The organism is Nocardia sp. NPDC056064, from assembly GCF_042266925.1.
Taxonomy (GTDB): domain Bacteria; phylum Actinomycetota; class Actinomycetes; order Mycobacteriales; family Mycobacteriaceae; genus Nocardia.
Map to the genome: position 1 here is coordinate 364,423 of NZ_JBHJWO010000002.1, position 19,026 is coordinate 383,448.

A 19,026-nucleotide genomic window follows, 5' to 3' on the forward strand; every position below is an offset into this window, starting at 1 on the left:
CCACCGGACGACCCGACTCGCTGGTGAGGAGAGGTTCATGCGCCGTACGTTGCTCGCACTGATCGCGCTCGGTCCGCTGGCGGTGGCCGGTGCCGCGGCCGCCGATCCGGCGCCGCCCGGCTCGGGCACCCTGACCGTCCGCGCGATCACCGGCCTGGAGCCGATTCCGGTGAACCGCGCGGAGATCACCGTCACCGCGTGCGGCACCGATCAGGTGGTCGCCACCCTGGTCAGCGGCAAGGACGGCAGCGCCACGGTGGCCCTGCCGATCGGCTGCTACGAGGCGCGGGTGACGACAGTGCCCGGCGGCTGCGGCCTCAACGACCGGGCACCGGCCCGGCTCGAGGTGGCCGCGGGCACCGAGGTGGGCGCCGACTTCCGCTTCGGCTGCGCCTGAGCGCTACCGGCAGCCCACGAAGACGTCGAGGTCGATCGCCGCGGCCATCGCCTGATATCCCGCCGCGTTCGGATGCAGATTGTCCGGTCCGGCGAAGCGCGGATCGAGCACGTCCGGGTTCGCCGGATCGCGCAGCGCCGCATCGAAATCCACCACGCTGTCGGACAGGTTCTGCGTCCGGATCCAGGCATTGATCCGCTGCCGCACCGGATTCGAGTACGGGAGCGTGAGCATGCCGTCGGCGAGGGCATTGCTCGCGGGCAGGATGGTGCCGAGGTGCACCGTCAGCCCGGCGGCGTGCAGCCGTTCGATCAGCGTCGTGTAACCGGCGACGATCTGCTCGTAGCTCGCGCCGATCGGGATGCCCAGATCGTTGATGCCCTCGAGCACGATCACGTCGGTGACCCCGGCCTTGCCGATCACGTCCTGGTCGACCCGGCTCACCGCCGCGGGACCGAATTGCGGGATGAACCCGTCGCGGGTCACCCGGTTGCCCGAGATCCCCGCGTTGAGCACCGCGAACGGCTTGCCCGCCGCGTCGAGCCGCCGCTGCAGGAAGTCCGGGTAGCGCACATTCCGGTCCACGACGCCCGCGTCCTGCGGTGTCCCGAGGAAGTTGGCCGAGACGTATCCGTCGGTGATCGAGTCGCCGAACGCGACGATCGCCCCCGCCGCCCCGGGCGCCAGCACATCCAGCCCCGACACCAGCGGCACGGCGGTGGTCCGCAGCGGCAGCCGCTCGCCGACGGGCTCGGCGGTGCTGTCACCGGCGAACGGCAGGCTGTAGTAACTGGTGGCATTGCCGTTGAAGTGTTCGGTCGGCAGCACCGCGAATCCGGGCAGGTGCACGCTCACCGCCAGCGGCGTGAACCCGTCGACGGTCAGGTCCACCGGGTCGCTCACCAGGTCGGCACCCGGGGCCAGGGTCACGCCCGTCCTGCCGCCGAAGGTCACCTCCCGCAGCGATTCGGGGCGCACCGCCGCACCGCCCGCCGAGGTCGCGACCGTCACCCGGGCCACGTCCATCGGCAGCGGCCGGGTGCGATTGGTCAGGTGTACGCGCAGTTCCGAGCCACCGAGGTGCGGGGTGATCACGACCCGATAGGTCTGATCCGAGACCGACAGCTGTGGCACCAGCCCCGGGTCGACCGCGCCGAAGGAATCCGAGGGTGCGGCCATCCAGCTGCCGACCCAGCCGGCGTCACCGCATCCCGGCGGCGCCGCCGAGGACCCACCGGGGGCGAGCACCGCCGTCAGCAGAACCGACGCACCGACGACCACGGACCACTTACCCAGCACACCGACTCCCACCACCGCGAACCGTTACCGATGGTCACAGTAAGAAGAGCCGGGCCGGGCTGTCCGGGAAACGCGAAAATCCCTCGCGCGGGGGTGGATCAGTCCTTCGGGCCGCCGGCCACGTAGAGGACCTGGCCGGAGACGAACCCGGCGCCTTCGCTCGCGAAGAACGAGGCGGCATGGGCGATGTCCTCGGGCTTGCCGACCCGGGCGACCGGGATCTGCGTGGCGGCCGCGGCCTTGAACGCCTCGAAATCGGCGCCGACGCGGGCCGCGGTGGCCGCGGTCATCTCGGTCTCGATGAAGCCGGGGGCGATCGCGTTGGCGGTGACACCGAACTTGCCCAGTTCAAAGGCGAGGGTCTTGGTGAAGCCCTGCATGCCCGCCTTGGCGGCAGAGTAGTTGGCCTGGCCGCGATTGCCCAGCGCCGAGGTGCTCGACAGGTTGACGATGCGGCCGAAGCCCGCCTCGACCATGTACTTCTGCACCGCGCGCGTCATCAGGAAGGCGCCGCGCAGGTGCACGTTCATGACGGTGTCCCAGTCGGCGACCGACATCTTGAACAGCAGGTTGTCGCGCAGCACGCCCGCGTTGTTGACCAGCGCGACCGGCGCGCCCAGTTCGGTGGCGATCCGCTCGACGGCGGCGGCGACGGCGGCCTCGTCGCTGACATCCGCGCCCACCGCGAGGGCACTGCCCCCGGCGGCCTCGATCGCGGCGACGGTGCCCGCGCAGGCCGCCTCGTCCAGATCGAGCACGGCGACGGCGTAACCGTCGGCGGCGAGGCGGAGGGCGACGGCGGCGCCGATACCCCGCGCGGCTCCGGTGACAACAGCGACCCTGGCAGTCATGCGATCTCCTACGACCCTGAGCTGGGCGGATGGTGATGGTCGGGGTGACAGGATTTGAACCTGCGACCCTCCGCTCCCAAAGCGGATGCGCTACCAAGCTGCGCTACACCCCGAGGCCTCGGGGCGGGATCGCCGACGAGGGAAATTCGTGTTTGAGCGGGTGACGGGAATCGAACCCGCACCATCAGCTTGGAAGGCTGAGGTTCTACCATTGAACTACACCCGCAGGCATACGACATCGATGGGATCGCCACGATGTCGTGTGCGCCACGACTGTACCGAACCCCGCGCGGTAAATGCCAATCCGGCCCCCCGGCCCCCTCCGCGGCGCGCGCCCGGCACGAGTACCCGCAGGCACGGACGCTATGCCCGATTAGGGCCTAATGACCCTAGCTACGAATCCTCTTCGCGGACACGATGGTTGGTGCGCGCCGTCGGGAAACCGGAGCCGGCTCCGCCGGGGGATTAAACAGGATGATTTTCCTTGAAAACCTCGCGTCTGGGCGGCGAGTAGGCCACCATGAGAGTGCGCGCGACCCGGCGAGGAGGGACCCATGGCGACCCAACGTCCACCACCCAGAACAGGGCTATACGCTGCACATTCGGGTGCTCTGAAAATTTCTTCGGAAACTGTGTAACGCCAGAGCGGCTGCAGCGATGTCATACCCGATCGCCATTCGCGAGAGACTGTAACGCGTGCTAGAACGCGACTTTTCGGTCTCGGGTGGCTTGCTAGGATCCTTTTTGCCGGACGGGGGTATCTGGAAAGGGGGCGGTGAGCGTGTACCGAACTCGGTGGACTCAACCGCGTAGCAGTGCGAACGAGCGAGGTGGCATGTCCGTCGCCACCGACCGCCGGTGATGTCGATGACTGTCCACATCGAGCCACCGGTCGCCGCGATGGCCCGCGCCTGGGCCCGCGCGGTGTGTGCCGAACCCGGATCGTCCACGGCGCCGCACCAGCTGGAGCCGGTTCTCGTCGAGATCGTCGAGCGCCTGCTGCACCTGGCCAGGACCGAACCGTTCCCGGTGCCACAGGCACGGATGCTGGGTGCCCGGCTGGCCGAGGCGCCCTTCGAACGAACCAGGATGCTGGCGCACGCCACCCGCTGGCTGCTCGGCTTCCCCTCCGGCGTGCCCGGCTCGCTGGTGGCCACCCGCTGGCCGCTGGTCGCCAGCCAGGCCATCGACAGCTACGCGCAGGCGCTGCAGGAACGGGCGCTCGCGCAACAGGAACAGAACATCTCGGCGAAAGTGTCGCTGCGCGTCCAGGAGATCGCCGCGCTGCAGCACCGCTTGCGCCACGAGGCGACCCACGACGCCCTCACCGACCTGGCCAACCGCACGCTGCTGCAGGAACGGGTCCGCGCCTTCGCGGCCGACCCCACCCGTGGCGTCGGCGTGCTGGTGGTCGACCTGGACCGGTTCAAGCAGATCAACGACGGCTACGGGCACGCGATCGGGGACGAGGTCCTCGTCGAGCTGGCCAACCGGCTGCGCGAGGTGTGCCCGCCGGAGACGGTGATCTGCCGCTACGGCGGCGACGAGTTCGTCGTCGCGGCCAATCCGCGGCGCGACACCCTCGGCGAACTGGCGCACCGCGTGGTCGCGGCGCTGCGCGACCCGGTGTGGTCGAGCGCGGGCCCGGTCCCGGTGTCGGCGAGTGTGGGCACGGCGTTCTGCGCGCCGGGAAAGACGTGCGATTTCACCGACCTGCTGCGTCGCGCCGACCGCGCGATGTATTCGGCGAAATCCGCGGGCGGGCGGCGTTTCGCCCTCGCCGAATCGGGCGACCCCGAACTGGGAACGGCGGTCGCGGGCTGAGTCGGATCGCGAAGCCTGCACTTCGCGGTCCGGCTCAACCTATTCCGGTGGGTGTCAGTGTTCGGTGTAGGCCGCGTGGTCGGCGGCTATCGCGGGAGCCGCGAGGTCGCGGCGACGCACCACCGCCAGCTCCGGGGCATACTGCTGGACCCCACCCATCCGAAAAGCGCCACTGTGCTTGAAGAAGGCCCGCCGCAGTTCGGTGGCGCTCGGCCAGGTTCCGTCGGCGCCACGGATCCAGACCAGACCCGTGGCCAGCTGACCGATGGTCGAGCCGCAGATGCCGGGGAGTAGGACCCCATTGGCCAGCGTGACGACGAACAGCAGAACAGCCGCACCCACAACGGTCGGCAGATAGATATCGCTCAGCCGATCGCGCTGCGTGAGCAGGACTGCCAGAAAGACGGCCACGACCGTCCCGAGAGCCACCAAGATGTCGATGACATTGGCGATTCCATTGCGCAGCACCCGCGGCGACGGATAGCGGCTGTCCCCCGTGGCCCCGTGCTGGTGCGGTGTGTACGCCGGACGACCCGCGTTGATGTTCCCCCGATAACTCATGCCGACATGATGGCACAGCGCGCCCGCGCCGGCGGCGGACGCGGACATCCCTACCGGCACAACCGATCCCGTCGATGTGCGCTCAGCGTGGCTGACAGGTGGGGCACCAGAAGAGGTTTCGGCCCTCCATGACCGCGTGGGCGATCGGTGTTCCGCAGACGCGGCACGGCTCGCCCTGGCGCCGGTAGACGTAGGTGCGGGGACGGTCCTGCGCGTAGGACGGTGCGCCGGTGTCGTGTTCGGGCCGGACGACGTGCATACGCCCGGTCGCCACACCGATCGGCATGAGCTCGACCAGGTCGGCCCACAGCGCGTCCCACTCCTCGGCGGAGATCGACGTGCCGGGCCGGTACGGCGAGATCCCGTGCCGGAACAGCACTTCCGCGCGGTACACATTGCCGACCCCGGCGATCAGCCCCTGATCCATGAGCAGCGCGCCGATCGCCCTGCGGGAGCGGCGGATTCGCGCGCCCGCGCGCTCGTGGTCGGCGTCGGGGCGTAGCGGGTCGGCGCCGAGCCGGGCGATCAGCGCGTCCACCTCGGCCGGGTTCATGACCTCGCACGCGGTGGGGCCGCGCAGGTCGGTGCCGAATTCGGTGGCGGCGCCGATCATCCGCATCCGCACCTGCCCGACCGGCGCGCCCATCGGCAGCCCGGATTCGCTGAACGTGCCGTACAGCCCGAGGTGCACATGCACGGTCAGGCCCGCCTCGTAGTGATGCAGCAGGTGCTTGCCGACCGCTTCGGCCCGCTCGAGCACCCGCCCGTCCACCAGCGCCGCGCCGTCGGCGAAGCGCCCCTGCGGACTCGAAACCCGCACCACCCCACCGGAGAACCGCTGCTGATGCAGACCGGCGATCCGGTGGAGGGTGTGTCCTTCAGGCAAGTCCCTTGCTCAGTAGGCGGGAACCGCGGGGGCCTCGCCGGACTTCTCGTAGTCGGCCAGGATGTCGATGCGGCGCTGGTGGCGCGGCTCCTCCGACCAGGCCTGACCCAGGAACGCGTCGACGATGGCGAGGGCTTCCTCGGTGGTGTGCATGCGGCCGCCGATGCCGATCAGCTGGGCGTTGTTGTGCTCGCGCGCCAGCTTGGCCGTCTCCACGCTCCAGGCCAGCGCGCAGCGGGCGCCGGGGACCTTGTTGGCGGCGATCTGCTCGCCGTTGCCGCTGCCGCCGAAGACCAGCCCGAGGCTGCCCGGGTCGGCGACCGTGCGGCGCGCGGCCTCGATGCAGAAGGCGGGGTAGTCGTCGAGAGCGTCGTATTCGAGGGCGCCGCAATCGACGACCTCGTGTCCGGCCTCCTGCAGATGGGCCTTGACGTGATTCTTCAGTTCGAAACCGGCATGGTCGGCACCCAGGTAAACGCGCATGGCTGCGATTGTGTCAGGCCGCTTAGAGTCGTTTTCATGCACCCGCACGAACCGCATTCCCCGCCTTCGGCAGGTCCTCCACCGCCGCCGGTGGCCCAGCCGACCGGCGGCTACGCACCCTTCCCCGGCTATCACCCACCGGGCCCGCCGATCCCGCCGCAGCACCAGCCACGCGGGTTGTCCCCGTACGGGATGCCCGCGCGGCATCCGTGGGAGATCCCGCTGCTGGTGGTGGTGATCATGCTGACCTCGGTCGCCTACCTGCTGGTGCTACTGATGCTGCTGATCGAGGCGGTGGCCGGGCCGCTGGTCGACGACCAGGGCCAGGAGGTCGGCTCGGTGCTGACCAGCCCGTACGTGCTGCTGCTGTTGTTCGCGCCGATCCTGCTGTGGGCCGGGCGTGGCATGAACTACGCGACCCAGCGGATCAACGGCGTGAAGATGTCGCCCAGCCAGTTCCCGGAGGGGTACCGGATGGTGCAGGAGGCGGCCGCCCGGTTCGGGATGCGCAAGGTGCCCGACGCGTACGTGATCCTGGGCAACGGCCAGATCAACGCCTTCGCCTCCGGCCACGGTTTCCGCCGGTTCGTGGTGGTCTACAGCGACCTGTTCGAGATCGGCGGCGCCGCCCGCGATCCCGACGCGCTGGCCTTCATCATCGGCCACGAGGTCGGCCACATCGCGGCCGGTCACGTCTCCTACTGGCGGCAGCTGGGCATGTTCGTCGCGCCGTGGCTGCCGATCCTGGGCTCCTCCCTGATCCGCGCCCAGGAGTACACCGCCGACAACCACGGCTTCTGCAACCGTCCGCAGGGCGCCCCCGGCGCGATGGCCACCCTCGCGGCGGGCAAGTACCTCAACGCCGAGGTCGGCTTCGACGAGATGGCCGACCGCGCCGCCCTGGAGAAGGGCGGCTTCGTCTGGCTGGTCAACGCCATGGCCAGCCACCCCGTCCTCACCTGGCGCATGTGGGCCCTACGCGACCGCAGCAAGGCGGGCCCGATGTTCTGGCGCCCGAAACCACCCCACCCCGGCATGATCCCGCCCCCGGGCGGCTATCCACTGACCACCAAGACCCGGGCCCTCCCACCAGAACCGGTCTGAGGCGCCCTCCTGGCCCCGCACATCCCGACCTCGAGGAGGGATCCGCCGCGCAGCGGCGGTTCGCGCCCGTCCCGTCGATCAGGTGCCGTGGCGTACGCGACGAAGGAGCAAGCCACGGTGCCTGATCGACGGGACCGCCCAAAGGGCGCGAACTCGAGCGCGCCAGCGCTCAATCAAATACAGGGTCTTCGGTGCGGGTGCGCTTGAGTTCGAAGAAGTGGGGGTAGGAGGCCAGGGCGACCACGCCGTCCCAGACCCGGCCCGCGTCGTCACCGCGCGGAATCCGGGAGAGCACCGGGCCGAAGAAGGCGACCCCGTTGACGTGGATGGTCGGCGTGCCCACATCGGGGCCGACCTTGTCCATGCCCGCGTGGTGGCTCTCGCGCAGGGCCTCGTCGTAGTCGGTGACGGCGGCGGCCTCGGCCAGTTCGGCGGGCAGGTCCAGTTCGGCCAGGGCGTCGGCGACGACGGCGGCCAGGGTCTCCTGGGTGCTCGCGCGCTCGTAGTCGGCGCGGCGGTCGTGGATGCGGGTGCCCAGCGCGGTGTAGAGCGGCGAGAGGATCTCGTCGCCGTGCTTCTGGGCGGCGGCGATGGCGACGCGCACCGGGCCCCAGCCCGCGGCCATCAGGTCGACGTAGCGTTCGGGCAGGTCGTCCTTGCCCTCGTTGAGCACCGACAGGCTCATCACGTGGAAGCGCGCCTCGATATCGCGCACCTTCTCGACTTCCAGGATCCACCGGGAGGTGATCCAGCACCAGGGGCACAGGGGATCGAACCAGAAATCGACGACATCCTTCGTGGCCTGATCGCTCACGAGTCTTCCTCTCGGGTCAGCGGGCGGCGGGCAGACGGGCCCGCCGACAGGTGCAACCGCGCGCGCCCCGGAATCGTTCCCCCGGCGGCCGGAGCGGATTAGGCTCGTCGGCGAGGAGTCCGGTCGCCCGCGAGAAGGAGTCCGTTCATGAGCTCGAACCAGCATTTCGTCGTCATCGGTGGCGGGCTCGCCGCCGCCAAGCTCGCCGAGGCCTTGCGTGCCAATGATTTCGACGGTCAGGTGACCGTGCTGGCGGGTGAGGAGAACCTGCCCTACGAGCGGCCACCGCTGTCCAAACAGCATCTGGCGGGCACCCAGCAGCTGCCCGATTTCACCGTCGACCAGGCCGCCTGGTACCGCGATCACCACATCGACCTGCGGCTGGGCACCACCGCCACCGCGTTCGACGCGCGCGCCAGGACCGTCACCCTGCCCGACGAGTCGACCCTGTCCTACGACAAGCTGGCGCTGGCCACCGGTTCGCGCCCGCGCACGCTGTCGATTCCCGGCGCCGACGCGCCGAATGTGTACACCCTGCGCACCATCGGCGATTCCGATGTGATCGCCGGGGTGCTGCGCGCCGATCAGCGGCTGGTGATCATCGGCGCGGGCTGGATCGGTCTGGAGGTGGCCGCCCAGGCCAGGGCCAGGGGCGTGGACGTCACGGTGGTCGAGTCGGCGGAGCTGCCGCTGCTGGGTGCGCTCGGCCCGGAGATGGGCGCCTTCTACGCCGAGGTGCACCGCGAGCACGGCGTGGACCTGCGCACCGGGATCGGCGTCGACGCCATCCTCACCGATGACGGCAACGCGACCGGCGTGCAACTCGGTGACGGCACGGTCGTGCCCGCGCAGGCGGTGCTGGTGGCGGTGGGCGCGGCGCCCAATATCGAATCGGCCATCGCGGCCGGGCTCGACTACGACGGCGGCGTGCTCGTCGACGAATCGCTGCGCACCAGCGACCCCGATGTGGTGGCCGTCGGCGATATCGCCGAACAGCAGCATCCGGTGCTGAACCGGCGCGTGCGGGTGGAGCACTGGGCCACCGCGTTGAACCAGCCCGCGGTGGCCGCGCGGACCATGCTCGGCAGAGCCGCCGTCTACGACCGGCTCCCCTACTTCTTCAGCGACCAGTACGACGTGGGCATGGAGTACACCGGCTATGTCGGCCGCGGCGACGACGTGCGCGTGGTGGTGCGCGGGGAACCCGCCGAACGCGAGTTCGTCGCGTTCTGGCTCGATCCGCGGAACCGGGTCAAGGCGGGCATGAACGTGAACGTCTGGGATGTGACCGACCGGATCAAGCAGCTGATCCTGTCGGCCGAGCCGGTGGACCCCGAGCGCCTCGCGAATCCCGACGTTCCCCTGTGATCGGAGGGTCTGTCGAATCCGGTGCGGTGGCTCCGACCACTCGTCGAAGGCGCCGCCCCGGCGCCACGGAACAGGAGCTGGAGTCATGAAGTTCATGCTGGTCAAGACCTACGGCGAGGCCGCCTACTGTGATCGTCCGCTGCCCGACTGGGCGCCCGAGGACATCGCCGCGCACATCGATTTCCAGCGCGCGCTCGGTGCGCAGCTGGCCGCCTCCGGCGAGCTGGTCGAGGGACAGGGCCTGGCGGGACCCGAGCAGGCGCTGATCGTGCACTCCGACGGACGGTCGGCGCCGGTGGTCACCGACGGGCCGTTCCCGGAGACCAAGGAGTTCCTCGCCGGGTACTGGATCGTCGATGTCGACTCCCCCGAGCGGGCGATCGAGATCGCCGCGCAGGCTTCGGCCGCGCCCGGTCCCGGCGGCGCCCCGATCGGTGAGTACATCGAGGTGCGCCAGGTCATGAGCGCTCCGGAAGCGTGAGCGAGCCTCGCACCGAGGATCTGCTTCGTGAACTCGCGCCGCAGGTCCTCGGTGTGCTGGTGCGCCGGTTCGGTGATTTCGAACTGGCCGAGGACGCGGTGCAGGACGCCCTGCTCGCCGCGGCCACCCAGTGGGACACCGAGGGCAGGCCGGAGAATCCGCGCGGCTGGCTGATCCAGGTCGCCCAGCGGCGGATGGCCGACGCGGTGCGCGCGGAGGTGGCGCGGCGGCGCCGGGAGAACACGGTGTTCGCGCGGGAGGTGCCGGGTGCGGCGACCGCCCGCGACGACACCCTCGACCTGTACTTCCTGTGCTGTCATCCCGACCTGCCGCCCGCGGGCGCGGTGGCCTTGACGCTGCGCGCGGTGGGCGGCCTGCGCACCGGCGAGATCGCGGCGGCCTTCCTTGTCCCGGAAGCGACCATGGGCCAGCGTATTTCGCGGGCGAAGCAGAAGCTGGCGAGCCTGCCCCGGCCGTTCGCCGACGGCGCGAGCGACCCCGCGCGGCTGGGTTCGGTGCTGCGGGTGCTGTATGTGATCTTCACCGAGGGGCACACCAGCAGCGCGGGCGAGGATCTGGACCGGGCGGACCTGTCGGCCGAGGCGATCCGGCTCACCCGCGCACTGCACACGCTGCTCCCCCACGACACCGAGGTCGGCGGTCTGCTCGCGCTCATGCTGCTCACCGACGCGCGCCGCGCCGCCCGCTCGGGCCCGCACGGCGAGCTGATCCCGCTACCAGAGCAGGACCGTTCCCGCTGGGACCGTGCCCGGATCACCGAGGGCCTGTGTCTGCTCACCGCGACCATGCCCGCGGGCCTGACCGGCCCCTACCAGATCCAGGCCGCCATCGCGGGCCTGCACGCCCAGGCACCCCGCGTCGAGGACACAGACTGGCCGAGCGTTCTCGCCCTCTACACCCTGCTCGACCGCCTCACCCCGAACCCGATGATCACCCTCAACCGCGCCGTCGCCACCGCCATGGTCCACGGGCCCGCCGCCGGTCTGACCCTCACCGACACCGTCGCCGACGCGCTCGCCCGCTCCCACCGCCTCGCCGCCGTGCGCGGCCACCTGTACGAGATGGCGGGCGACCCGTCGGCCGCCGTCACCGAATACCACCGCGCCGCCCAGCAGACCGCCAGCACGCCGGAGCGCGACTACCTCCTGCTCCGCGCCGCCCACCTACACACCGGCGGCCGGTGAACAGGCGTCTCCCGAACCGCCGGAAACACCCGCACCCTCGGACACCACTGCCCTTCTGCGCTGCCCGACGGTGCACCGGGGCCGGTCGGCTACCGGCGTCGCGCCGTCACAGCGCGGACTCCAGGTTGCCGATCATGCGGGCGAGAGTGGTTGTCAGGGTGTCGAATTCGTCGCGGGAGATGCCTGTGGTCATGCGTTCGCGGATGGCGGCGACGGCACGGGCGGCACGCGTGTGAGCGGCGGCGCCCGCCTCGGTGACGGCGAAGCGTGAGTCGGCGTCGCGGGTGAGCCAGCCTCGGACGATGAGCGCGCCGGTCAGGGCGGCGACGGAGTCGGCATCGGTCTCCCAGAACGGGCGCAGCGCGTCCTGGAGGGTGTCGGCGGCGGCGGGCGCGCGGACGAGGGTGTTGAGGACCTGCCATTCGCGGCGGGTCATCCCCGACTCGACGGTGGCCTGGTCGAAGGTGGCTTCGATCAGCTGGTCCAGGCGTTTCACCTGGTAGCCGATCAGTCGGCGTTCGGTCATGGGTGACACCTACATATCCTCAGACAATTACATGTTCTTTTGCATGTATATGTTCGACGGTAGCATGGCGGCGTGGACGAGGTCGAGCGCATCGAACGGGCGATGATCGCCATCCGGCGGCGGCAGACGCGGCGCGCGCTGGGTGCGGGCGAGCCGGGCGGGCAAGCGTTCGACGTGCTCGATGTGGTCGAGGACGCGACCGAGCCGACCGTCTCGACGGTGGCCGCCGCGCTGGCGGTCGACCAGCCGCGCGCGAGCAAGCTGGTCGCCACGGCCGTGGCCGGGGGGCTGGTGCGCCGCGTCGCCGATCAAACCGACGGGCGGCGCTCGCTGCTGGAACTCACCGACGCCGGGAAAGCGCTCGTCGCGCAGGCACACGATCGCCGTCGCGGCGCCTTCGATCGCGCGATGACGGGCTGGTCGGCCCGTGAACGCGGCGAATTCGCCCGCCTGCTGGGCCGTTTCGTCGCCGGTCTCGACCCGGCCTCTGAGGCAGACTGAGGTCCATGGCGGAGAAATTCAGCGCGGGGGTCCTGCTCTACCGGCGCGGCGGCGACGGGGTCGAGGTGCTGCTCGGGCACATGGGTGGACCGCTGTGGGCCAAGAAGGATCTCTCGGCGTGGTCGATCCCCAAGGGCGAATACGAGCCGGACGAGCAGCCCCGCGCGGCCGCCGCGCGCGAGTTCACCGAGGAACTCGGCCTGCCCGTCCCCGACGGTGACTGGACCGACCTCGGCCAGGTGCGCTACGGCAGCGGCGGCAGCCGCAAGACCGTCACCGTGTGGGCCGTCGAGGGCGAGCTCGACACCGCCGCGATCGTGCCAGGCACCTTCGAGATGGAATGGCCGCCCCGTTCCGGCCGCACCGGCGTCTTCCCGGAGATCGACCGCGCCGAATGGTTCACCCCCGAGATCGCGCGCGAGAAACTCGTCACCGGCCAGCGCCCTTTTCTCGACCGCCTCACCACCCACCTCGACCGCCTCACCACCCACCTCGACGGCGACGCCTGACACGACACCCGCGCGCGCGGAGTCACGCCGCCCCGCCTCTCCGGATCACGCGCGCACAGCGTCGTCTCCGGCTCCGCCCCTCCGGATCACGCGCGCACGGCGGTGCGGAATTCGGTGGGGCTCTGTCCGCGTGAGCGTTTGAAGGCGGCGCTGAAGCCGAAGGGGTCGGAGTAGCCGACGGTGGTGGCCACCTGGGCGACGCTGCGGGCGGGATCGGCGAGCAGTTCCTCGGCCTCGGCCATCCGCCATTCGGTGAGGTAGGTGAGCGGGGGCTCGCCCATCACCTCGGTGAAACGCTTGGCGAACAGGGCGCGCGAGACCAGCGCCTCGGCGGCCAGGCTCGCGACCGTCCAGCGCTGGAAAGGCTTGGCGTGGATGGCTTCCAGGGCCGGTCCGACCACCGGGTCGGCCATGCCGCGATACCAGGCGGGCGCGAATTCGCCCTGCTCGGTGAGCCAGCTGCGCAGGGTGCAGACCAGCGCCCAGTCCAGCAGCCGGTCCATCAGCGCCTGCGCGCCCGCGGTATTGCGGAACGCGTCGGCGGCGGCCTCCTCGAGCCAGGTGCACACGTCGGTGTCGCCGCCGACCACCATCACCGCGGGCAGGGCGCGCAGCAGTCGTTCGTGGCGCCGCCCGGAGGCGCGGTAGGCGCCGACGATCAGCGAGGTCTCCGACCCGGCACCGGTCACCTCGACCAGTTCCGGGGTGGCGCAGGCGAGTTCGGCCGCGCCGAAACCGCGGGGGACGAAGCAGGACAGCTCGTATTCCAGGCGCGGGTTCCCGGGCGCGGTGTCGCCGTCGAGCAACTCGAACGAGGCGCCGGCCTGCACGAGCGCGGTGTCGCCGAGGACCAGCCGGGTGCGCGATCCGTCGGCCAGCACGAGAGTGCCGCCGGGGCCCCGCAATACGGTGACCATGATCAGCGGCGCCTCGTCGGCGAAGCGGATCGTCCACGGGGCGCGCAGCACGGCGTGCGCCACCACCGAGCCGTCGGCACGGATTCCACTCAGCAACGAACTCAACGGATCCATACCCACCACCGTAGACGAATTCCTATCGCACGGAGATGATCACCCATAGATCGTCCACGCGATTTCCGGTTGACTCGGAGGAACCGGGGCAGCGCGCCCCCAAGACCAGCAGGAGTCCCACCGTGTCGCAGTCGCTGTCCACCATCGAATCCTCTTCGCGCACAGCACTTGTCGTGCTCGCTCACCATCGCACCGATTCGCTGTCGGCGCATGTCGCGCAGCTGGCGGTCGGCAGGCTCGCCGCCGCGGGCTACACCGTCGACCTGCTCGATCTGCACGCCGAGAACTTCGACCCCCGGATGACCGTGGCCGACCAGCCCGACTGGGGCGACCGCGACAAGCGGTACTCCGACGAGGCCGAGGCCCATATGGCGCGCATCCTGGCCGCGCGGGTGGTGGTCGTGGTGTTCCCGGTCTACTGGCAGAGCACGCCCGCCCTGCTCAAGGGCTGGATCGACCGGGTGTGGAACTACGGCTTCGCCTACGGCCGCAGCAAGCCCCGGCTGGCGGGCAAACGCATCCTGTGGCTCGGCCTGGCCGGTGCCACCGCCGCGGACGAGATCATCTCCGGCATGCACCAGGTACTGGAGGCCCAGCTCAGCGAGGGCCTGGCCTACTACAGCGGTTTCGCGCACTCGCGCGTCGGCCTGCTGCCCGATGCCGAGGACCAGCCGCAGAGTCTCGACAGCGAGGGCAATCTGGTGATCGGCGCGGCGATCGAGGGCGATGCCAGGGCCGCCCACTACGCGGCCTTCGACGCGACAGCGGAGCGCTTCGTCGACGAGTTCGTCGCCACCGAACTCGTCGACGCCTGAGCCACGCACCGGCGCGGCGACCATCTCCGGTCGCCGCGCCCGGCCGGGTTCTCACAGGCCGGTGAGAACCCGGCGCAGGACTCCGAACAGCTCGGTGGGCGTGCCGGATTCGGTGGCCGCCTTGTCGATCAGGTCGATGGCCGCAGCGGTGAATTCGTCGCTCTGCTCCTGGACGTATCGCTCGGGAGTGTCGATCCCGACCGCCTGCTCGGTGAGCGACAGCGTCATCGCCTGGAGGAACGGCGCCATCAGCGCGGCCAGTCGCGCCGCCGATCCGCCGGTGGTGCGCACCATCGCGCCGCCCTGCCGGAAGGCGGCGAACATGGCGTACATGCCGCCGAGGATCGACACGTCGTACATGGCGGCGGCGCCGGGATCGGTGCCGACGAACTCGGCGCGGCCGAAAACCTCCAGCACCGGCCGCAACCGCTCGAAAGCGGCCGCCACCCCGCTGTAGAGCACGAAGGCGCCGGGCCCGCCGATCATCGACGGCACCGCCATGATGCCGCCGTCGATCCACGCGATCCGCCCTTCTTCGGCCCAGCGTCCGAGGGCGCGCGCCTGTTCGGGCGTGGTGGTGGTCAGGTTGACCACGACCCGGCCGCGCAACCGCTCGCGCGCGGGTTCGACGTGTTCGCGCACGGCCGCGTCGTCGAGCACGCACAGGATCACCAGCTCGGCCGCCGTGAGCGCCTCTCCCGCCGTCGCCGCCGCCGTAGCGCCCTCGGCCACCAGCGCCTCGGCCCGCGCGGCGGTGCGGTTCCACACGGTCACCTCGTGCCCGGCGGCCAGCAGCGCCCGCGCCAGCGCGGTACCCATCGCGCCGAGCCCGAGGACCGAAACCCGCTGTGCTGTCACCGAATCGGACATGTCTTCCCCTTGTCCCGTCGCGCGCACCACCGGTCGGTGCTGCCCTTCCAGGGTCGCCCCGCGCGATACAATCGACAAGTACCGACTATCAAGTCCAATACTCACCAAAAGGTAAGTGAGGCGCGCGTGAAGCAGCGAGAACGGCCGTATTCCTGCGGTATCGATGCCGCGCTCGACGTGGTGGGCGGCAAGTGGAAGGCGCTGATCCTGTGGGCGCTGTCGACCGGCACCCAGCGTTTCGGCGAGCTGAAACGGCTGGTACCGGGGGTCACCGAGAAGATGCTGATCCAGCAGCTGCGCGAACTCGAGCACGACGGGATCGTGCGGCGCGAGATCTATCCGCAGGTGCCGCCGAAGGTCGAGTACTCCCTGACCGAGCTCGGGGTCTCACTCAACGCGGCGCTGGCGCCACTGGGCGCGTGGGGCAGCGCCCATATGGCGCACGTGTGCGAGGTGAAGGGCGTCGCGGCGCCGGTGCACTGACCGGCGCCGCGCACGGGGTCAGGCCGGGATACCGGTCCAGGTCTTGCCGGTGATGCGCTCGTAGGCGTCCTCGTACTTGCGACGGGTCGCCTCGACGATGTCGGCGGGGATCTCCGGGCCCGGGTACTCCTTGTTCCAGCCGGTGGAGGTCGACCAGTCGCGCACGAACTGCTTGTCGAAGGAGCGCTGGGGGCGGCCCGGCTCCCATTCGTCGGCGGGCCAGAAGCGCGAGGAATCCGAGGTGAGCACCTCGTCGCCGAGGGTGAGCACGTCACCGTCCCACCCGAATTCGACCTTGGTGTCGGCGACGATCACGCCCGCCGTGGCCGCGTGCTCGGCACCGCGCGCGTAGATCTCGAGGGTCAGATCGCGCAGCTTCTCGGCGACCTCGCGGCCCTCCTGATTCACCACGTCGGCGAAGCTGATCGCCTCGTCGTGGCCCTCGGCGGCCTTGGTCGACGGGGTGAAGATCGGCTCGGGCAGCTTGTCGCCGTCGCGCAGGCCCGACGGCAGCGCGATGCCCGACACGGTGCCGGACTGCTGGTACTCCTTGAGGCCCGAGCCGGTCAGGTACCCGCGCGCGATGCACTCGACCTGCACCATCTTCAGTGGCTTGACCCGGATACCGCGCCCGGCGAACTCGGCGGGCACATCGGTGGCCGAGACCACGTGGTTGGGGATGCCGGTGAAGTACTCGAACCACCAGTTCGACAGCTGGGTCAGCAGCGCGCCCTTGTCCGGGATCGGGGTGGGCAGCACGACGTCGTAGACCGACACGCGGTCGGAGGCAACGAGCAGCAGGGTGTCGCCGTCCTCGTAGAGGTCACGAACTTTCCCGGCGTGCACATGCTTCAACGTCGAGCCTCCGAATCCTGGGCATACGGACTGATGTCTGTGCGAACTCTACCGGCCACCCCGGCGCCGGATCGGGCCTGGTCACCGCGACGCGAGGCCGGTCACATTTCCCGGCGGAGCGGTCGCGCGGCGACGATCGCGTCGCCGAGGGTGCGCCGGCGAGCCACTGTCGGCGGTGGGTCGAGGGGTCAGGCCGTCGCGCGGTCGTCCTCGATGAGCCGGAAGGTGCGGCGGTAGGCCAGGGGTGCCACGCCGACGCTCGCCTGGAAGTGCTGGCGCAGTGAGGTTCCGGTGGCGAAACCGACCCGCCCGGCGATCTGCTCGACCGACAACTCGCTGGCCTCGAGCAGGTGCCGGGCCCTGGCCACCCGCTGCTGGGTGAGCCAGCGGCCCGGGCTCATGCCGACCTCGTCGCCGAAGCGGCGGGCGAAGGTGCGTGGGCTCATGCGGGCGTGGGCGGCGAGCTCGGTGATCGTGAGCGGCAGTGCCACGTTCTCCAGGGCCCAGTGCCGGGTCGCGGCGGTGCTCGCCTGGGCGGGATCGGGGACGGGCTGGTCGATGAACTGGGCCTGGCCGCCCTCGCGCCAGGGCGGCACCACACACAGGCGCGCCACCTGATTGGCCACCGCGCTGCCGTGGTCGGCGCGCACGAGGTGCAGGCACAGGTCGACGCCCGAGGCCGCGCCCGCCGAGGTCAGCACGTCACCGTCGTCGACGAACAGCACATCGGCGTCGAGCCGGACCCGCGGGAAGTGCTTCCGGAACGTGTCGGCCAGGCGCCAGTGCGTGGCGGCGGGGCGGCCGTCGAGCAGACCCGCGGCGGCCAGCACGAACGCACCGGTGCAGATCGAGACGATCCGGGCACCGGGGCGGATGCGCGCGAGCGCGGCGCGGGTGGACGCGCTCAGCCCGGCCAGCGCCTCGGCGGTGTCGCAGGAGGGGACGATCACGGTGTCGGCGGTGCTCAGCAGTTCGGGTCCGTGTTCGACGACGATCCGGAAGTCGGCATTGGTGCGCACTGGCTGCCCGTCGGCCGAGCAGGTCAGCACCTCGTAGCGATCGGTGAGGGTGCCGAAGATCCGTTGCGGCGTCGCGAGTTCGAACGGATAGACGCCGTCGAGGGCCAGAACCACCACGCGATGCATGGCATGATTCTATCGAATGATGACATTTCTGCCATTTTCCGGGCGACCGGATTCCGGCACCGTCTACGCCATGACCGAAACCATGCGCGCCATCAGCCAGGACACACTCGGCGGACCCGAGGTCCTGCGCGAGATCGAACTGCCCCGCCCCACTCCGGGTCCGAGCGAAGTGCTCGTCCGGGTACACGCGGCCGGGCTCAACCCCACCGACTGGAAGCACCGCGCGCTCGACGGCCTGTTCCTGCCCCCGCCGCCGTTCGTGCTGGGCTGGGATGTCTCCGGTGTCGTCGAGGCCGTCGGCTTCGGCGTCACCCTGTTCGCGCCGGGCGACGAGGTGTTCGGCATGCTGCCCTATCCCTACGGGCACGGGTCGATGGCGGAATACGTCACCGGCCCGGCGAGAGCGTTCGCCCGCAAGCCGCAATCCGTCGATCACGTCGTGGCCGGGGCGACCCCGCTGGCCGCGCTCACCGCCTGGCAGGCACTGGTCGACACCGCGAAGATCGAAGCGGGACAGCGGGTGCTGATCCACGCCGCCGCGGGCGGGGTGGGTCATCTGGCGGTGCAGATCGCGAAGGCGCGGGGCGCGTATGTGATCGGGACGGCCAGTGCCGCCAAGCACGAACAGCTGCGGGCTCTCGGCGCCGACGAACTCATCGACTACCGCACCGTCGACTTCGCGGAGGCGGTGCGCGACGTGGACATCGTGCTCGACACCCTCGGCGTCGAGACCTGCCTGCGCTCGCTGCCGACGCTGCGCCCGGGTGGGCTGCTGATCTCGATCAAGCCGACCGGCTTCGAGGAAGTACGCGCCGCGGCCGACCGGCAGGGCGTGCGGGTGGCCGCCCTGCTCGTCGAGGCCGACCACGCGGGCATGAACGCCATCGCCGACCTCCTCGCCACGGGCGCCCTCACGCCCACCATCGCCGGAGTGTTCCCGCTGGCCGACGTGACGCAGGCACACGCCCTCGGTGACACCGACCGCACCTTCGGAAAACTGGTCGTCACCGTGGCCTGA

Annotated in this window: 22 protein-coding genes and 2 tRNA genes; 11 read left to right on the forward strand and 13 right to left on the reverse strand. The window is 70.5% G+C overall.

Going from position 1 to position 19,026, the window contains the following annotated elements; translation table 11 throughout:
* Positions 1–37 precede the first annotated feature (37 nt).
* Positions 38–397: a hypothetical protein gene (locus ACFC06_RS25505; RefSeq protein WP_375936684.1), complete on the forward strand. Its 360-nt coding sequence runs from the start codon at positions 38–40 to the stop codon at positions 395–397.
* Positions 398–400: 3 nt separating this feature from the next.
* Here ACFC06_RS25505 and ACFC06_RS25510 read toward each other — a convergent pair whose 3' ends face one another.
* From ACFC06_RS25510 to ACFC06_RS25525, 4 genes are all read right to left on the reverse strand, one after another.
* On the reverse strand, positions 401–1,708 hold the full coding sequence (locus tag ACFC06_RS25510; RefSeq protein ID WP_375936687.1) for a GDSL-type esterase/lipase family protein: 1,308 nt from the start codon (positions 1,706–1,708) through the stop codon (positions 401–403).
* A gap of 86 nt (positions 1,709–1,794) precedes the next feature.
* Entirely contained in the window at positions 1,795–2,547 is a 753-nt protein-coding gene (locus ACFC06_RS25515; protein WP_375936690.1) for an SDR family oxidoreductase, read from the reverse strand.
* 36 nt (positions 2,548–2,583) lie between these two features.
* Positions 2,584–2,660: transfer RNA gene (locus ACFC06_RS25520), tRNA-Pro, on the reverse strand.
* Between the two features lie 42 nt (positions 2,661–2,702).
* Positions 2,703–2,773 (reverse strand) — tRNA-Gly (locus ACFC06_RS25525).
* A 641-nt stretch (positions 2,774–3,414) separates the two neighbouring features.
* Between ACFC06_RS25525 and ACFC06_RS25530 the strand changes: the two genes are divergently transcribed.
* Positions 3,415–4,371: a GGDEF domain-containing protein gene (locus ACFC06_RS25530; RefSeq protein WP_336083159.1), complete on the forward strand. Its 957-nt coding sequence runs from the start codon at positions 3,415–3,417 to the stop codon at positions 4,369–4,371.
* 54 nt (positions 4,372–4,425) lie between these two features.
* Here the strand turns inward: ACFC06_RS25530 and ACFC06_RS25535 are convergent, their stop codons facing one another.
* Genes ACFC06_RS25535 through ACFC06_RS25545 form a run of 3 tightly spaced genes read right to left on the reverse strand, consistent with a single transcriptional unit; the run spans position 4,426 to position 6,301 of the window.
* Positions 4,426–4,980 carry a hypothetical protein gene (locus ACFC06_RS25535; protein ID WP_375936694.1) on the reverse strand — a complete coding sequence of 185 codons (555 nt, stop codon included), beginning with the start codon at positions 4,978–4,980 and terminating at the stop codon, positions 4,426–4,428.
* 34 nt (positions 4,981–5,014) lie between these two features.
* Complete coding sequence (locus ACFC06_RS25540) at positions 5,015–5,818, reverse strand: Fpg/Nei family DNA glycosylase (RefSeq protein ID WP_375936697.1); 804 nt, start codon at positions 5,816–5,818, stop codon at positions 5,015–5,017.
* 9 nt (positions 5,819–5,827) lie between these two features.
* Positions 5,828–6,301 (reverse strand): ribose-5-phosphate isomerase, encoded by a 474-nt coding sequence (locus ACFC06_RS25545; RefSeq protein ID WP_278262917.1) that lies wholly within the window; start codon positions 6,299–6,301, stop codon positions 5,828–5,830.
* Between the two features lie 192 nt (positions 6,302–6,493).
* On the opposite strand from ACFC06_RS25545, the gene ACFC06_RS25550 reads away from it, so the two are divergent.
* On the forward strand, positions 6,494–7,405 hold the full coding sequence (locus tag ACFC06_RS25550) for a M48 family metallopeptidase (protein WP_375937323.1): 912 nt from the start codon (positions 6,494–6,496) through the stop codon (positions 7,403–7,405).
* A gap of 169 nt (positions 7,406–7,574) precedes the next feature.
* Here the strand turns inward: ACFC06_RS25550 and ACFC06_RS25555 are convergent, their stop codons facing one another.
* The gene (locus ACFC06_RS25555) at positions 7,575–8,219 is read right to left on the reverse strand and encodes a disulfide bond formation protein DsbA (RefSeq protein WP_375936701.1); all 645 of its coding nucleotides are present in this window, start codon (positions 8,217–8,219) and stop codon (positions 7,575–7,577) included.
* Positions 8,220–8,366: 147 nt separating this feature from the next.
* Here ACFC06_RS25555 and ACFC06_RS25560 point away from each other — a divergent pair, with 147 nt between their 5' ends.
* The 3 genes from ACFC06_RS25560 (at position 8,367) to ACFC06_RS25570 (ending at position 11,273) form a co-directional block, all read left to right on the forward strand.
* Positions 8,367–9,587, forward strand: coding sequence for an NAD(P)/FAD-dependent oxidoreductase (locus ACFC06_RS25560; protein WP_375936704.1), 1,221 nt, complete (start codon positions 8,367–8,369; stop codon positions 9,585–9,587).
* An 85-nt stretch (positions 9,588–9,672) separates the two neighbouring features.
* A complete protein-coding gene (locus ACFC06_RS25565; RefSeq protein WP_375936707.1) occupies positions 9,673–10,068 on the forward strand; it encodes a YciI family protein in 396 nt (131 codons plus the stop codon).
* A complete protein-coding gene (locus tag ACFC06_RS25570; protein WP_375936710.1) occupies positions 10,065–11,273 on the forward strand; it encodes an RNA polymerase sigma factor in 1,209 nt (402 codons plus the stop codon). The genes ACFC06_RS25565 and ACFC06_RS25570 overlap by 4 nt, the downstream gene beginning before the upstream one ends.
* A 106-nt stretch (positions 11,274–11,379) precedes the next feature.
* Here ACFC06_RS25570 and ACFC06_RS25575 read toward each other — a convergent pair whose 3' ends face one another.
* The gene (locus ACFC06_RS25575; RefSeq protein ID WP_375936713.1) at positions 11,380–11,799 is read right to left on the reverse strand and encodes a MarR family transcriptional regulator; all 420 of its coding nucleotides are present in this window, start codon (positions 11,797–11,799) and stop codon (positions 11,380–11,382) included.
* Positions 11,800–11,871: 72 nt separating this feature from the next.
* On the opposite strand from ACFC06_RS25575, the gene ACFC06_RS25580 reads away from it, so the two are divergent.
* Positions 11,872–12,300: a MarR family winged helix-turn-helix transcriptional regulator gene (locus ACFC06_RS25580; RefSeq protein ID WP_375936715.1), complete on the forward strand. Its 429-nt coding sequence runs from the start codon at positions 11,872–11,874 to the stop codon at positions 12,298–12,300.
* 5 nt (positions 12,301–12,305) lie between these two features.
* On the forward strand, positions 12,306–12,809 hold the full coding sequence (locus ACFC06_RS25585) for an NUDIX domain-containing protein (RefSeq protein WP_375936717.1): 504 nt from the start codon (positions 12,306–12,308) through the stop codon (positions 12,807–12,809).
* Between the two features lie 86 nt (positions 12,810–12,895).
* Here the strand turns inward: ACFC06_RS25585 and ACFC06_RS25590 are convergent, their stop codons facing one another.
* Positions 12,896–13,840, reverse strand: a complete 945-nt coding sequence (locus ACFC06_RS25590) for an AraC family transcriptional regulator (RefSeq protein ID WP_375936720.1) — start codon at positions 13,838–13,840, stop codon at positions 12,896–12,898.
* 122 nt (positions 13,841–13,962) lie between these two features.
* On the opposite strand from ACFC06_RS25590, the gene ACFC06_RS25595 reads away from it, so the two are divergent.
* Entirely contained in the window at positions 13,963–14,655 is a 693-nt protein-coding gene (locus tag ACFC06_RS25595) for an NAD(P)H oxidoreductase (protein WP_375936723.1), read from the forward strand.
* 51 nt (positions 14,656–14,706) lie between these two features.
* Here ACFC06_RS25595 and ACFC06_RS25600 read toward each other — a convergent pair whose 3' ends face one another.
* Positions 14,707–15,525 (reverse strand): NAD(P)-binding domain-containing protein, encoded by an 819-nt coding sequence (locus ACFC06_RS25600; protein ID WP_375936726.1) that lies wholly within the window; start codon positions 15,523–15,525, stop codon positions 14,707–14,709.
* Between the two features lie 126 nt (positions 15,526–15,651).
* Here ACFC06_RS25600 and ACFC06_RS25605 point away from each other — a divergent pair, with 126 nt between their 5' ends.
* Complete coding sequence (locus tag ACFC06_RS25605; protein ID WP_375936729.1) at positions 15,652–16,008, forward strand: winged helix-turn-helix transcriptional regulator; 357 nt, start codon at positions 15,652–15,654, stop codon at positions 16,006–16,008.
* An 18-nt stretch (positions 16,009–16,026) separates the two neighbouring features.
* On the opposite strand, the gene ACFC06_RS25610 is transcribed toward ACFC06_RS25605, so the two are convergent.
* On the reverse strand, positions 16,027–16,863 hold the full coding sequence (locus tag ACFC06_RS25610; protein ID WP_375936731.1) for a phosphoribosylaminoimidazolesuccinocarboxamide synthase: 837 nt from the start codon (positions 16,861–16,863) through the stop codon (positions 16,027–16,029).
* Positions 16,864–17,051: 188 nt separating this feature from the next.
* On the reverse strand, positions 17,052–18,008 hold the full coding sequence (locus tag ACFC06_RS25615) for a GlxA family transcriptional regulator (RefSeq protein ID WP_375936734.1): 957 nt from the start codon (positions 18,006–18,008) through the stop codon (positions 17,052–17,054).
* 70 nt (positions 18,009–18,078) lie between these two features.
* Here ACFC06_RS25615 and ACFC06_RS25620 point away from each other — a divergent pair, with 70 nt between their 5' ends.
* Positions 18,079–19,026, forward strand: a complete 948-nt coding sequence (locus tag ACFC06_RS25620) for an NADP-dependent oxidoreductase (protein ID WP_375936737.1) — start codon at positions 18,079–18,081, stop codon at positions 19,024–19,026.